Origin of the sequence: Blastomonas sp. CCH1-A6 (genome assembly GCF_001556365.1) — a bacterium.
GTDB lineage: Bacteria > Pseudomonadota > Alphaproteobacteria > Sphingomonadales > Sphingomonadaceae > Blastomonas > Blastomonas ursincola.
This window is the reverse complement of sequence record NZ_LSIS01000098.1, coordinates 1-14,252: the sequence shown is the minus strand read 5'-3', so window position 1 is coordinate 14,252 and position 14,252 is coordinate 1. Positions and strand designations below refer to the sequence as shown.

The 14,252-nt window shown below is 63.5% G+C and carries 13 protein-coding genes; 11 read left to right on the top strand and 2 right to left on the bottom strand.

Annotated features, from left to right (window positions below; all coding sequences use genetic code 11):
• Positions 1 to 845: 845 nt before the first annotated feature.
• The 8 genes from AX735_RS04485 to AX735_RS04450 all read left to right on the top strand — a co-directional run bounded on the left by AX735_RS04485 (position 846) and on the right by AX735_RS04450 (position 9,756).
• Positions 846 to 1,295, top strand: a complete 450-nt coding sequence (locus AX735_RS04485; RefSeq protein ID WP_231750022.1) for a curli assembly protein CsgF — start codon at positions 846 to 848, stop codon at positions 1,293 to 1,295.
• 3 nt (positions 1,296 to 1,298) lie between these two features.
• Positions 1,299 to 2,288, top strand: a complete 990-nt coding sequence (locus AX735_RS04480) for a CsgG/HfaB family protein (RefSeq protein WP_066276244.1) — start codon at positions 1,299 to 1,301, stop codon at positions 2,286 to 2,288.
• A gap of 288 nt (positions 2,289 to 2,576) precedes the next feature.
• Positions 2,577 to 4,979, top strand: a complete 2,403-nt coding sequence (locus tag AX735_RS04475) for a hypothetical protein (RefSeq protein WP_066276241.1) — start codon at positions 2,577 to 2,579, stop codon at positions 4,977 to 4,979.
• A 76-nt stretch (positions 4,980 to 5,055) separates the two neighbouring features.
• On the top strand, positions 5,056 to 6,759 hold the full coding sequence (locus AX735_RS04470) for a hypothetical protein (RefSeq protein ID WP_066276239.1): 1,704 nt from the start codon (positions 5,056 to 5,058) through the stop codon (positions 6,757 to 6,759).
• Positions 6,760 to 6,828: 69 nt separating this feature from the next.
• The gene (locus tag AX735_RS04465) at positions 6,829 to 7,521 is read left to right on the top strand and encodes a hypothetical protein (protein ID WP_082750929.1); all 693 of its coding nucleotides are present in this window, start codon (positions 6,829 to 6,831) and stop codon (positions 7,519 to 7,521) included.
• 1 nt (position 7,522) lies between these two features.
• On the top strand, positions 7,523 to 8,281 hold the full coding sequence (locus AX735_RS04460; RefSeq protein WP_066276230.1) for a hypothetical protein: 759 nt from the start codon (positions 7,523 to 7,525) through the stop codon (positions 8,279 to 8,281).
• Positions 8,282 to 8,318: 37 nt separating this feature from the next.
• Positions 8,319 to 8,663, top strand: coding sequence for a hypothetical protein (locus AX735_RS04455; protein WP_156447414.1), 345 nt, complete (start codon positions 8,319 to 8,321; stop codon positions 8,661 to 8,663).
• Between the two features lie 46 nt (positions 8,664 to 8,709).
• Positions 8,710 to 9,756: a helix-turn-helix transcriptional regulator gene (locus tag AX735_RS04450; RefSeq protein WP_156447413.1), complete on the top strand. Its 1,047-nt coding sequence runs from the start codon at positions 8,710 to 8,712 to the stop codon at positions 9,754 to 9,756.
• A 7-nt stretch (positions 9,757 to 9,763) separates the two neighbouring features.
• Here the strand turns inward: AX735_RS04450 and AX735_RS04445 are convergent, their stop codons facing one another.
• Positions 9,764 to 10,162 carry a RidA family protein gene (locus tag AX735_RS04445; RefSeq protein WP_066276218.1) on the bottom strand — a complete coding sequence of 133 codons (399 nt, stop codon included), beginning with the start codon at positions 10,160 to 10,162 and terminating at the stop codon, positions 9,764 to 9,766.
• Positions 10,163 to 10,238: 76 nt separating this feature from the next.
• Here AX735_RS04445 and AX735_RS04440 point away from each other — a divergent pair, with 76 nt between their 5' ends.
• From AX735_RS04440 to AX735_RS04430, 3 genes are read left to right on the top strand one after another with little or no spacing between them, the layout of a single operon-like run.
• A complete protein-coding gene (locus tag AX735_RS04440) occupies positions 10,239 to 11,096 on the top strand; it encodes a cytochrome b/b6 domain-containing protein (RefSeq protein WP_082750928.1) in 858 nt (285 codons plus the stop codon).
• A complete protein-coding gene (locus AX735_RS04435) occupies positions 11,093 to 11,869 on the top strand; it encodes a molybdopterin-dependent oxidoreductase (RefSeq protein ID WP_066276214.1) in 777 nt (258 codons plus the stop codon). The genes AX735_RS04440 and AX735_RS04435 overlap by 4 nt, the downstream gene beginning before the upstream one ends.
• Before the next feature lie 25 nt (positions 11,870 to 11,894).
• On the top strand, positions 11,895 to 13,124 hold the full coding sequence (locus AX735_RS04430) for an SAM-dependent methyltransferase (protein WP_066276208.1): 1,230 nt from the start codon (positions 11,895 to 11,897) through the stop codon (positions 13,122 to 13,124).
• 18 nt (positions 13,125 to 13,142) lie between these two features.
• Here the strand turns inward: AX735_RS04430 and AX735_RS04425 are convergent.
• Positions 13,143 to 14,252, bottom strand: a 1,110-nt coding sequence (locus AX735_RS04425) for an MBL fold metallo-hydrolase (RefSeq protein WP_066276201.1), incomplete at its 5' end; no start/stop codon positions are given.

The window sequence follows — 14,252 nt, the reverse complement described above, 5'->3', positions numbered from 1 at the left end:
TCGTCAGGCTCATAACCTGAAGGTCGCAGGTTCAAATCCTGCTCCCGCAACCAATGTAAAAACCCATCCAATCCTTCCTCCAATTCCCACAAGACCGCGGCGTTGCCGAACCCGGATCCGCTGATCGCCCCGAAGCCTATGCTTGCGGGGCCTTTGGCGCATCTGCGTACAGCCCATCGCGATGGCCGGCGGGACTTTTGCCTATCGCTTGGTCGCTGGGAACCGTTTCCCGCTCGGCGGCTCACCAGGCGTGGCCAGCGGATCCTGCTAGTCCTGCCGTTGCTGCCGAGATGGCAACGCCATTTCATTGCGACCTGCGCGAACTTGCAGCGCGCACCGCAGACGTTTCCAAGTTAGGTCAGCTCCGGTAGCCGGGCGCTCGGGCGATCGTGACCGCCAGGCGCTCGATCAGGACGCCGCGAAACGCGATTTGCTCGTCCCAATTCTACGCATTTCCCGACCTTTACATGTCAAATCGCGTCAAATTGACGTGAATTACGTCGACGATCGCGACGAACTGTGTCTCGAAAACGGACATATTGTAAAATCCGGCCAAATTCATGGTACCCAACCGCGCTGGCGACCTGCTCTCTGAACGATTGCTGACCGTCCGGGTTAACTATCGCAGAGCGCGGGAAAGCTGGACTTTGGCCCCATCCAAGCCATTGCAACTCCATGAGAACGCGCCTAGAAACCCCCAATATGGGGATAATGCATAGTCTATTTGCACTATTTTACACTCCGTTAATCGCTCCTAAGGTCGGGTTAACAAAAATTCGAGTCGCAAGAATTTTATGCCGTTCGAGAGGCAAAAGCTTCCGGGGGCGAGCTGCAGGAGATGAGTTGTGCACTCGTACAAGCGTGCGGTCAGGGCCTTGACGGTGGCCTGGCTGGGAGTGGTCGGTGTTGCCATGCCACTCGGAAGTGAGGCCGTTGCACAGGACATCGTCTACCAGCCTGTCAATCCCAGTTTCGGCGGAAACCCGTTCAATTCCAATCATCTGCTGGGCATTGCCAATGCCCAGAACGATTTCACCAATCCGGCGTCGAGCTCGAACAGCTCGCAGGCTGACATCTTTGCCCGCCAGCTCCAGTCGCGTCTGCTGTCCGCTCTGTCGTCGCAGATTGTTACCGCGATTTTCGGTGACAACCCCCAGGAAAGCGGCACGATCAGTTTTGGCGGTCAGACTGTCAGATTCATCCGCTCGCTGACCGAGGTGACGATCACGATCATCAATGACGATACCGGCGAAGAGACCGTCATCGTCGTTCCGACCTTTGTGGATGTCGACTGAGCCATGCGTCTTCCGATCCTTCCCGGCCTGGCAGCCCTTTCGATTGCCCTGATGGCGAGCGGCTGCACCACCGTTGGCGGCAGCGGCAAGGCGTTTCTGCCCGAAACGACCAGCTATGCCTATCTGCCCAACGCAACCCAGACCCAGCTGCTGCTGCGCGGCATTCCCAAGCCGTCGCGCCAGGTTGCGGTGGCGGTCTATAGCTTCACCGATCAGACCGGCCAGTTCAAGCCCAGTGCGACCGGCCAGACGCTGTCGCGCGCGGTCAGTCAAGGCGGCGCTTCGGTGCTCGTCAAGGCGCTGCAGGATGTAGGCGATCGCAGCTGGTTCACCATCGTCGAGCGCGAGAACCTGAAGAACCTGCTCAACGAGCGTCAGATCATCCGCGAGATGCGCGAACGCTATCTGGGTGAGCGCGTCGTCAATCCCGATGCGCTGCCCGCACTGCTGTTTGCCGGCGTGCTGCTCGAAGGCGGGATCATCGGTTATGACAGCAACACGCTGACTGGCGGCGCGGGCGCAGCCTTTCTGGGCATCGGCGGCCGCACCGAATATCGCCAGGATACGGTAACGGTCTATCTGCGCGCGGTATCGGTGCGCACCGGCGAGGTACTGACCACGGTCACCGCGTCAAAGACCATCGCCTCGCAGGCCTTTGGCGCGAGCGCGTTCAAGTTTGTCGCCTTCCGCGAGCTGCTCGAGGCCGAGGCCGGGTTCACCACCAACGAGCCCGACCAGCTGGCACTGCAGCAGGCGATCGAAAAGGCGGTCTATGCGCTGGTCATGGAAGGCGTCGAGCTGCGCCTCTGGGATTTCGCCGACCGCGATGCCGGCATGGCCAAGCTGCTGCAGTACCAGCAGGAGCGCGATGGAAAATTCACGCCGGGACAGGTTCAACGCGCCGAAGAACGCGCGCGCCAGCTTGCCCCGATGAAGGTGAAGGACAGGAACACGAACGGGAAGAAAAGCGAGGTAAGCTCGGAGACTAATTGACCAGCTATGTCCTGCATCACAGCTAGCGGCGTGGATGCAGGCGCAAGACAGGATCGGGAAAGTCCCCAACGGGGCCCCACCGATCCAGGATCGCGAACGAGAGCCGGAGCCGGTCAGGCGGCATTCGGAACTGACATAAGGGCCTGACAAAACTCGCGCACCGGAGCTGCAACTCCGATGCGCGAGCATGACAACAATGAGTGCGTGTGAAACAATCATGCTGACCCCGGCGGCAATGCTGCTTCCGGAGCAGCATGGTTATGACCCTTGAACAGAGGATTATCAACCATGAAGACCTCCATTTACACTTCGGTCTCGGCGCTGGCGCTGATGATCGGCATGCCGGCAATGGCACAGAGCGTCGTGAACAACAGCTCGACGATCAATCAGAGCGGCTCGCAGAACAGCGCAGACGTATCCCAGCTGGGCAGCAACGGCACGTCGCTCGTGACCCAGAGCGGCGCCGGCACGACGTCGAGCCGCAACACTGTCGAAGTCGACCAGGCCGGCAACAGCTCGGATTCCGACGTCAACCAGTCGGGTGGTGCAGGCAATGTCACCAAGGTCAAGCAGACCGGCGATAGCGACTCAGACGTTGTCCAGTCGGGCGCGCTCAATACCGCTGAAGTGACCCAGAACGGTGACGGCAACAAGTCGACCGTGCTCCAGAACCGCAACGAAAACAACGCCACCGTCGGCCAGACCGGCGACGATAACATCTCGCTGATCGACCAGGACTCGCTGGCTCCCGGTGCCACCGCCAATGTCTCGCAGTCGGGTGATCGCAACGACTCGACCGTGCTTCAGGACGCCGCAGCCGAAGCTACGGTCGCGCAGACCGGCAACGACAACAAGTCGACTGTGACCCAGACGGTCAATTCCGCTGGCGCCACCGCCAATGTGACGCAGACGGGCGACGAGAACCGTTCGACGATCACCCAGTCGGCCGATGCTACGGCGACCGTGATCCAGAACGGCATCGATACCTATGGCATCGCACCGCCGAACAACGATTCGTCCATTACCCAGACCGCCAACGGCGCGACCGCTCTGGTCAAGCAGACCGGCGAGCTGAACGGCTCGACCGTTACCCAGGATTCAGCTGCTGACGCGACCGTGACCCAGCTCGGCGTGAACAACCGTTCCACGGTCAACCAGACCGTCGGTGCCGCTGGTGCCGTTGCAACGGTGACGCAGACCGGCTCTCCCTCGTCGGGTGGTCCGGGCATCGGTCAGGGCGACAATCTGTCGACCGTGACCCAGTCGGCGGCTTCCACCGCGACGGTGACCCAGCTGGCGAACGTCCCGACCAACGGCTACCCCTCGAACGTCTCGACGGTCAACCAGAGCGGTGTCGGTTCCGAGGCCATTGTCAGCCAGACTGGCGACGGCAACTTCTCGAACGTGCTCCAGGCGGCTGATACTGCCGACGCGCTGGTTACCCAGAATGGTCTGAACAACAGCTCCACTGTCGATCAGAGCGCCTCTGCTGACGGTGCGCTGGCCGATGTTAAGCAGACCGGCAACGGCAATGCTTCCACCGTGACCCAGTCGGCCGATGCTGATGCCTTTGTCGTCCAGACCGGAAATGACAACGTCTCGACGATCACGCAGAGCAGCGTCGCGGTTGCCGATGTGAAGCAGAACAACGCTCAGAACGACAGCACCATCAACCAGTCGGGCGCAGGTGCGAACGCCAAGGTCATCCAGACCGCCGTGGAATCGGGTAACGGCACCCGCATCCGCAACGCCCAGGGCTTTGACGATCCCGCCGGTGACACCATCCGTAGCAACTTCTCCAACATCAGCCAGACCGGAGCCAGCACCACTGCAGAAGTGACGCAGACCGGTGACCTGAACCGTTCGGGCGTGGTGCAGTCGGGAGCCGGTGCTTCGGCCAAGCTGACCCAGTCGGGCATCTTCAACAACTCGCAGATCAACCAGAGCGGTGATGCGACGGCGGTTGTGACCCAGGGCGGCAACTATGGCGACAACCGTTCGGAAATCGTCCAGACCGCTGCGGATGCCTCGGCCACTGTCAACCAGCTGGGCAACACCACGACGAACGGCGCCGACTTCCCGACCAACTCGTCGCTGATCACGCAGAACAGCGCCGCGACGGCCAACGTTACCCAGACCGGAAGCCAGAACGTCTCGACGATCACGCAGAATGCCGGTGCCACCGGCGCAGAAGCTGTCGTTGTCCAGACCACCCAGCCCGCCGGAATCGGTTCGTTCGACGAGGACAACACGTCGACGATCACGCAGTCTGCCGATACCAGCGCCTTTGTCGAACAGATCGGTCAGAAGAACAGCTCGTCCGTGCTGCAGTCGGCAGCCAACACCGTGCCGGGCAACGGCCTGGCCTTTGCTGTCGAAGTTCGTCAGCTTGGTCAGGACGGTGCATCGGTGGTCGAGCAGACCGGCGGTACCGGCAACGAAGCCAAGGTCACCCAGACCCTCGGTTCCAGCCTTGCCGACTCGTCGATCATCCAGACGGGTGCCGACAACTTCGCCAACGTTTCGCAGGACGGCATCAACAACGAATCCGACATCCTGCAGAGCGGCAATGCCAACGTTGCGACCGTGATGCAGGGAGGCAGTGACAACCTCTCGACGATCACCCAGTCGGGCAGCAACAACACTGCAACCGTGATGCAGAACGTGCCTGCCGCTCCGCCGGTGAACTGATCTGAAGGACGACCGGCTGGCTAAGGCATGCCTGACGCCAGCCGGTTTCCCATGCTCAAAAATTTAGGAATTCGACATGAAAAAGCTTCTTCTTGCCGGCGCATCGTCGCTGGCGATCTTCGCCCTCGCTCCGGCGATGGCACAGACGGTCAACAACAATTCGACCGTCACTCAGACCGGCACCAATGGCGGTGCAACTGTCGGCCAGAGTGGCACCAACGGCATCTCGGTCGTCACCCAGGGCGGTAACGCCAACAATGCCACGCTGACCCAGTCGGGCAACAAGAACAACTCGTCGATCGTGCAAGACAATGGCACCGGCAGCAGCGACGACAGCAACACCGCCATCGTCGTGCAGTCGGGCAGCGAGAACATCTCGAAGGTCTCGCAGACCAACGATTTCTCGACGGCCCGGGTCACGCAGTCGAACACCAGCAACGATTCGGATGTGTCGCAGAGCGGCGATCTGGACGTCGCAGATGTCCGTCAGAGCGGCGAAGACAACGAATCGGATCTGGTGCAGAGCGGCAATCTGAACACCGCATCGGTGCTCCAGTCGGGTGATGACAACAAGTCGACCCTGACCCAGAGCAGCGGTCTCAACGAGGCGATCGTCACCCAGAGCGGCATCGACAACAAGTCGGTGCTCACCCAGACCGGCGTCGGCGCCAATGACGCCAACATTCTCCAGTCGGGCAATGCCAACGAGTCCGATGTCGTCCAGGGCGGTGCCGGCAACGGTGTCGGCAGCTCGGCTGCAGCCGGTGTTATCCAGCTGAGCAATGGCAACAAGGCGACCGTGCGTCAGGCCGGCGGTCTGCACGAAGCCTTTGTCGAACAGAAGGGCGGCAACGACAACCGCGCCACGATCGACCAGGGTGCCAATGCCAGCACCGATCATACGGCTGCGGTGCGCCAGGACGGCTTCGAGAACACCGCCACTGTAACCCAGCGCGGCTTCAACGAGAATGCCGATGTCCGGCAGACCGGTGATGAAAACCGTGCCACGGTCGATCAGGGCGGCGATCTCGGTCGCGATCATGATGCGTTCGTGACCCAGGGCGGCAATGACAATACCGGCAACGTCCTGCAGCGCGGCCGCAACCAGACCGCAAACGTGACGCAGAATGGTGATGGTGGTCTCGCCTTGGTCGATCAGGGCCAGGACAGCCTGTTTGCCGCCACGCGTGGCGACAACCAGACGTCCACGATCAACCAGGCGCTGGGTGGCAACAACAACACCGCTCGCACCTTCCAGCGCGGCGACAACCAGACGGCGTTCATTTCGCAGGTGGGAACACAGAACAACGATGGCGCCTTCGTATCGGGCGTGACCCCCACCGTCTTTGGCGCCGAAATCCGCCAGGGCGGCAATGGCGGCAGCGGCAACGAAGCCCGGATCGAGCAGATTTCGGATGGAAACCGCGCCTTCACCAACCAGCAGGGTACCAGCCTTTCGGCCAATGTTCTGCAGGACGGCGATGGCGGCAGCAACGTCAGCCGCATCGACCAGTCCGGCACTGGCGGTTCGGTGCTGCTGAATGCCAATGTGGTCCAGAGCGGCTTGGGTAACACCTCGGACATCGACCAGGATGGCACCAGCCAGCAGGCCGACGTGACGCAGCTTGGAGACAATAACGACTCGTTCATCATCCAGAACGGAACGGGTCATTTCGCCGAAGTCACGCAGAACTCGAGCGACAACTTCTCGACCATCACCCAGAACGGCACGGGCATGAGTGCCATCGTCACCCAGGGCGCTCCGAGCGCACCGAACTGACACCCGATGACCTGAGGGGCGGCTCCGCATCGTGCGGGGCCGCCCCAAGGGCAATACAGGAGAGTTGCCATGCGCACACATTCTGCCAGGCTGGCCATCGCCGCAATGATGGTACTGGGGGCACAGACGGTGCAGGCGCAAACCGCTCCGAGCGATCCGTGCGCAGGAGCCTCTGCGGGAGCCTGCGCCGCGGGCACGCTTTCGGAACCGATCGAGCTGATGCGGCCCGTGCCGCTGCGCACCAGCGCCTTCATCGCACAGATCGGCGACAACAACACCGCCACCATCAGCCAGAATGGCAGCCAGCAGTTCGCGCGCATCGGCCAGAATGGTGACAATGGCACCGCCCGCGTGACCCAGGAGGGTGCGGGGACCGCCTATCTCGAGATCGACCAGGCGGGTCTGCTCAACAGCTTCATTTCCAAACAGAATGCCAGCGACGGCGGCGGCAATATCGCGGTCGCGGCCCAGCAGGGCGAGGACAATGCGATCCTGCTTGATCAATCTGCAACTGCCGGTAGTGTGAACACCGCGATGCTTGCCCAACAGGGTTCGGGCAACCAGATGCAACTGGGACAAAACGGGTCGGACAATCGTGCCGAGCTTGTCCAGCTGGGTGACAACAACGCCATGACCGCAACGCAGAACGGAACCGCCAACCAGCTCCGCTGGGTGCAGAATGGCAACGGCCTGTCCGATCTCCAGATCGTGCAAAGCGGCAACCAGACCATGTCCATCACCCAGTCGAACGGGGGCACCTGAGATGCCCCGGCCGCCCCTGCTGCGCTCGCTGCCACCGCTTCGTCTGCCCAGCGGCGAAGAGATGGTGCGCTATGCGGTGCTGGGGCTGCTCGTGCTGGCAGCGGTCGCATCGACCCAGCTGCTCCCCGGTGCATCGGCCCAGGACGCCGGCGCCGTGGATGCGCAGATCGAAGAGAACGATGCCGCCGATCGCAGCGCTGCCGTCGTGACCGATCAGGCCTCGTCCGCCGACCGGTCGCTCACGGTTCCCTCGATCGGGACCAGCCAGGCAGACAGCGCCGCACTGCCGACCGAATTCCAGCTGTCCTCGCCCTCGGGCAACGCTGTGCCGCAGCGTCAGCTGAGCACGGCAGGCCAGGATCGCGGCCAGATCGGCACGCAGCGCCTGGAAGGCGCGGATGCGTGCGATGATGCCAAGCCCGGCGCGGGCCCCGATATCTGCGCGCGTCCGATCGAGACCCGGGCCGGCGAATTTGCCGGGCGCCGCCAGCCGCAGCTTTCCGCCGAACAGAGGCTGCTCGCGCAGCAGGCCGCAACCGGTGCCGTGGCCGACGCGCCCGATGCCGCGGCGCGCAGGCTGGGAACGGGCCGCAGCGCCGATTTCAGCAACGACGATCTCGCCATTGCCGCAGCGGTGACCTCCGGTCAGGCGGGACAGGCACCGCCGACCGAAGAAGAGACCAGCGACATTCCGGCCGATGCCACCAATGCGATCGATGCAATTCTGGGAGCGATCGTCAATGCCCCACCACCGCGGTGATGCCCGATGGCTCGCCCCACTGTTTCTGGCCGCAGCCATGTCTGCCGCTCCGGCTGCTGCTGCAGCGGATGATGCCATGACCGCAGGCGTAACACAGGACCAGCCGATCACGCTGGTCGTCAGCAAGGATGGCGCGCTGGTCGATGCCAAGGTGATGGCCGCAGCCCCGTGCCGCTGCGCCGGCCGGTTCCGCATCGAATCCCGGTCCGGCAGCGCCAACAATTCGGTGAACACCAGCAGCTTCGGCGCGATCGAAGAGGCTGGCCGCGTGCTGAGCCATGTGCGTTTCGGCGGGTCGGACGATTGGAGCATCCGCCTGACGGTCTCGATCGACGGACGTGACGATTATGTCATCACGCGGTCTGCAGGTACTGGCGCATGACCAGCCTATGATCCTTCTTTCCAACCGGTTCGACAGGCTGGATTAGTTGATTGCTGATGCTGCGTTGGGCCATTGCACATGGTCCGATGCGCTCACCCGCATGCTGCCGCTGGCTGGCGCGGATGCCATGTCGATGGGCGTCATCTTTGGCGACAACCGCATGATCCGGCCGTTGGGCACTGCCAATATCGACCAGGCGATCGTCGATGCCTATGCGGAGCATTTCTACCGGATCGGACCGCGCGCCCGCCATGGGCTGCCGCCGGCTGACCATGGCATCATCCTGCACGAAGAACTGCGGCGTCCCGACAATGTCGACGAGCAGGACGAATTCTGGTCTTGGTTCGATTCGCACAACCCGCCAAGCGACGCGTCGATGCTGATCATGCCCTGTATCGGCGATGCTCGTATCGGCCTGGTGGTCATGCGGCGCGGCCAGCAGCCATCGCATTCGGATATCTCCGAATTCTACCAGCGTTTCTATGACAAGTTCAGCGCGATCAACCTCTCGCTGCGCCGCAACGCCAGGCCGCAGCGGGCGGCGACGGCGATTGTAGCGCAGCTTCAGCAGATCGACAGTTTCTCGCTGGTCGTCGACGAGGACATGCAGGTGGCCGCCGACGAGCGTTCGCCGATGATCCGCTACACGCTGCCGCTGACCGGCCTGGCGCGCCTGGACGAAGACGGAAGGCTGGGCAATGTCCTGCCCGATTTTCAGTCGGCGCTGACGACGATGATGCAGAATCCGGGCCCTTGCCAGACCATGGACCTGACGCTCAAGACGGGCTTGGCCGATACCATCGCGCGCGTGGTGCCGCTGCCCCATGTGACCACCATTCGCAGCGTCAAGGTCGACGTGACCTATATGAAGCACGCCCAGGACCCGGTGAAGGTGTACATGGGGGCGCTGGGCCTGACCAAGCGCCAGGCGGAACTGCTCAACGTGCTGCGCGGAGTCGATGCGCTCGACGAGGCTGCCGCGCTGATGGCGATCAGCCGCAACACCGCGCGCGTCTTTCTCGCGCAGATCTTCGAGCGCACCGGCGTCCGGCGCAAGGCCGACCTGCTGCGTCTGGCAGGCAGCTTCGCCTGAGCCGGGCTCAGTGCTCGCCGGCGAGCGCGATCACGTCGATCTCGACCATCAGCTGGGGCAGCGCCAGTGCGCGCACCTCGACGATCGTGTCGGCCGGCCAGGGCGGCGTGAAATAGCGCCGCCGCGCCGCGACGATCGCCGGGAAATTGCCCATGTCGGTGAGATAGATGGTCACCTTGATGATGCGGCTGCGGTCGCTGCCGCCCGCAGCGAGCACCCGGTCGATATTCGCGAAGGTCGCCTCCAGCTGCGCGTCGAAATCGCCCGCGCCGACGATCGCGCCGGTTTCGTCGATCGCCGCCTGGCCCGAAAGGAAGAGCAGTCCCCCCGCTTTCCAGCCCGGCGAGATCGCATAGGGTTCGAGCGGATCGGGATGAAGGGTGATGACTTCGGCCTTGGCGGACATGACAGGCGACCTTTCGTGACGTACCATCGGGCATGGATTCGCGGAACGACTGTAACCTTGTGCGCCTGGATTGCGAATGACCGACATGATCGCCGCTCTCGACCCTGCCGAGCCCGTCGCGGTGCCCCAGGCCGCGCCCGAGATCGCGCCTCCGGCCAGCGAACCCGATCACAGCCATGCGCTGACCACGCGCATCTGGCACTGGGTCAATCTCGTTTCGCTGATCACGTTGTTCATGAGCGGCCTCATGATCTTCAACGCGCATCCCCGGCTCTACTGGGGCGAATATGGCAATCGCGACGAACCCGCCTGGCTCGAGATCGGGCAGCAGGGCAGCCGCGGCTATCTCAGCATTGGTAGCACCCAGATCGATACCACCGGCGTGCTCGGCGTCTATCGCGATGGCGAAGGGCAGATGCGCAGCCGCGCCTTTCCCGGCTGGGCGACGATCCCCGGCGACTACAGCCTCGCCGATGGCCGCCACTGGCATTTCTTCTTCGCCTGGTTCTTCGCCTTCGGCCTGCTGTTCTTCATGGCCTTCAGCCTTTTCAACGGCCATATCCGCGGCATGATCGCGATGCGCGCGGCCGAATGGCATCCGCGCGCGCTCTGGCGAACCATTGTCGATCATGCGAGGTTCGATTTCCACACCGCGCCGGGCGAGGCGTACAACCCGCTGCAGAAATTGAGCTATATCGCGGTGATCTTCGTGATGCTGCCGCTGATGATCGTCACCGGGCTGGCCATGTCGCCGGGCACCGATGCGGCGCTGCATTTCCCCAGCATGATGTTCGGCGGGCGGCAGACCGCGCGCTCGATCCATTTCATCATCGCCTGGTCGCTGATCGGCTTCATGCTGCTGCACGTCGCCCTGGTGATCGTGCACAAGCCGCTGACGCTGCTGCGCGGCATGACGATCGGACACCGGCGATGAGCGAGACGAAGAGCCCCCTTATAGTGACTCGTCGCGCGCTGGTCGGCTCGCTCGCGATCGCCTCGGGCGGGCTGCTCAGTGGCTGCGATGCGCTCAACGCCAACCAGAGCTGGCGCGATACGCTGCTGCTGGCGGAAAAAGGCAACATGGCGCTGCAGCGCGCGATCCAGGGGCGCGAGCGGATGGCGCGCGAATATTCGCCGCGCGATATCGGGCGCTCGGTCCCCGCCAACGGGACGCGTGCGCCAACCGATGCCGATTATCTCAAACAGGCCGCGACCGGCTTTTCCGACTGGACACTCGCCATCGACGGGCTGGTCGAAAAGCCCACGCGGTTCGCGCTGGGTCAGATCCGGTCGATGCCGAAACAGACCCAGATCACCCGGCACGACTGCGTCGAGGGCTGGAGCGCGATCGGAAAATGGACCGGGGTCAACCTGGCGCATCTGCTCGACAAGGTGCAGGTCAAGGACAGCGCGCGCTATCTGGTGTTCCATTGCGCCGATACGCTGCGCGCCGGGCCCTATTACGAGAGCATCGACATGGAAGATGCGCGCCATCCGCAGACGATGATGGCCTGGGCGCTCAACGACGAATTGCTGCCGATCGGCAATGGTGCGCCGCTGAGACTGCGCGTCGAACGGCATCTCGGCTACAAGCATGCCAAATATGTCCGGCGAATAGAGGCGGTCGCCGACTATCGCCTCGCTTATGGCGGGGGCGGCGGTTACTGGGAGGACGCGGCTGGATATGAATGGTATGCTGGCATCTGACTTTGGCCGCGCTATCTAGGTCATCATGAGCCTTATCGACCGTTTCCTGAACCGGATCATCCGCCACGGCACGCTCGAGCTGACCGACCATCAGGGTCGCACCCGAAGCTTCGGAACGGCGACGCCCGGCTTTCCCGATGTCGCGATCCGGCTCGCCGACAAGGACGTGGCGAGCTTCATCGCGCTCCACCCGCGCCTGGGGGCGGGCGAGGCCTATATGGACGGCCGCCTGATCATCGAGCGTGGCGACATCATGCAGCTGATCCAGCTCGTGCGCGCCAACGCGCCCTGGGACAAGGGCGGCGATCTCAAGCCGCGTGGCCCCTTGCGCAAGCTGGTCAAGGCGATCGGCGGGCGGATCGACCAGATCAATCCGGCGGGCCGATCGCAGCGCAATGTCGCGCATCATTACGATCTCGACGACCGGCTCTACGATCTCTTTCTCGATGCCGACAAGCAGTATAGCTGCGCCTATTTCACCGATCCCGCCAATTCGCTCGAACAGGCGCAGGACGACAAGAAGGCGCATATCGCCGCCAAGCTCGCGCTGCGACCGGGGCTGAGGGTGCTCGATATCGGCTGCGGCTGGGGCGGCATGGCGCTGTATCTCAACCGCGTCGCCGATGTCGACGTGCTCGGCATCACCCTGTCGCAGGAACAGCTCAAGGTCGCGCGCCGCCGCGCCGAGGAGGCGGGGGTCGCCGACCGGGTGAAGTTCGAGCTGATCGACTATCGCGCGCTCACCGGCAGCTTCGACCGCATCGTTTCGGTCGGCATGTTCGAGCATGTCGGCGTGCCGCAATACGAGACCTTCTTCCGCCAGTGCCGCAATCTGCTCGCGCTTGACGGGGTGATGCTGCTTCACACCATCGGGCGGATGGGCGGTCCCGGCGCGACCGATGCCTTCACCACCAAGTACATCTTTCCCGGCGGCTATATTCCGGCGCTGAGCGAGATCGTGCGCGCGAGCGAGCCGTCGCGGCTGATCGCCACCGATGTCGAGACGCTACGGCTGCATTATGCGCACACGCTGCGCCTATGGTATCAGCGCACGGTCGAGAAACAGGCCGAGATCGAGGCGCTGTACGATGCGCGCTTCTTCCGCATGTGGACCTTCTATCTCGCCGGGGCCACCGCCGCGTTCGAACATGGCGGCATGTGCAACTATCAGGTGCAGTTCGCGCGCAGCCGTCACGCGCTGCCGATTACCCGCGACTATATGGCCGAAGCCGAAGCGCAATATCGCTCGGGCTAAAGCTTGGGCCGAATGCGTTCAGGCCGAATACCAGGCGACGCCGTCGCGCACGGTGCAGGTCGCGCGCCCGGCATATTCCAGATAGCGCAGATGCGCCATCGCTTCGCCGGTGGCGATGCCATAGACGCTGTCGTCGACCTTGCGCGCGAACAGGATGCCGAACGTGTCGACCGCACGCATCTCGCGCTCCTTGAGTGCCGCCTCGAGCGCATCGAGCCGGTCGTGATGGCCCTCGGCCAGCGCATCGAGCCGCGCATGCACCCCGGTGAACGGGAAGCCGTGCGCGGGCAGGATGAGCTCGTCGCCGGTCAGTGCGGCACGGAATTTCGCGATGCTGTCGAGCCATTCGCGCAAGGGATCCGCGGTCGGCTCGCTCGCCATGATCGAGACATTGCTGGTGATGCGCGGCAATATCTGGTCGCCCGCGATCACAACCTGGCCCGCCTTGTCGATCAGGCAAGCGTGCTCGGGCGTGTGCCCGCCGCCGGTCATCACCGTCCAGCGCCGCTCGCCGATCTGCACCTCGCCGCCGTCTTCCATGCGGACATGGCCGATGGGCAGCGGGGCGACCATGCGCGCGAAATTGCCCCAGCCGCGCGCGCGCATCTCGTCGAGGCGCTTGTCGTCCCATCCCGCCAGGCGCATCTGGTCGATGGCTTCCTCGGGAGGCTGTTCGCGCACATCGGCGGTCAGCATCCGCGCCATCAGCCATTCGGTGCGGTTCATCCATAGGCGAACGCCGAAACGGCGGCACAGCCAGCCGGCAGCGCCGACATGGTCGGGATGGAAATGGGTGACGAGCACGCGGGTGATGCGGCGGCCCTGCAGCCCTTCGGCGAACAGCTTCTTCCACGCATCGGTCGAGGCGGGCATGTACAGCCCGGTATCGACGATCGCGACGCCTTCGCCCTCGTCATCGGTGTCGTCGAGCAGCCAGATGTTGATATGGTCGAGCGATCCGGGGACCGGCAGCCGGGTCCAGCCGAGCCCCGGCGCGATGGCGAAATATTCGCCATAGCCGGGCGCATGATCGCCCAGCGGATAGGTCAGCCCGCGAAATTCCTTGGGCTCGAGCCCATGGTCGGCGAGCGAGGCATCATAAGCGGGCGGCCCCGCAAGAGCTGGAAA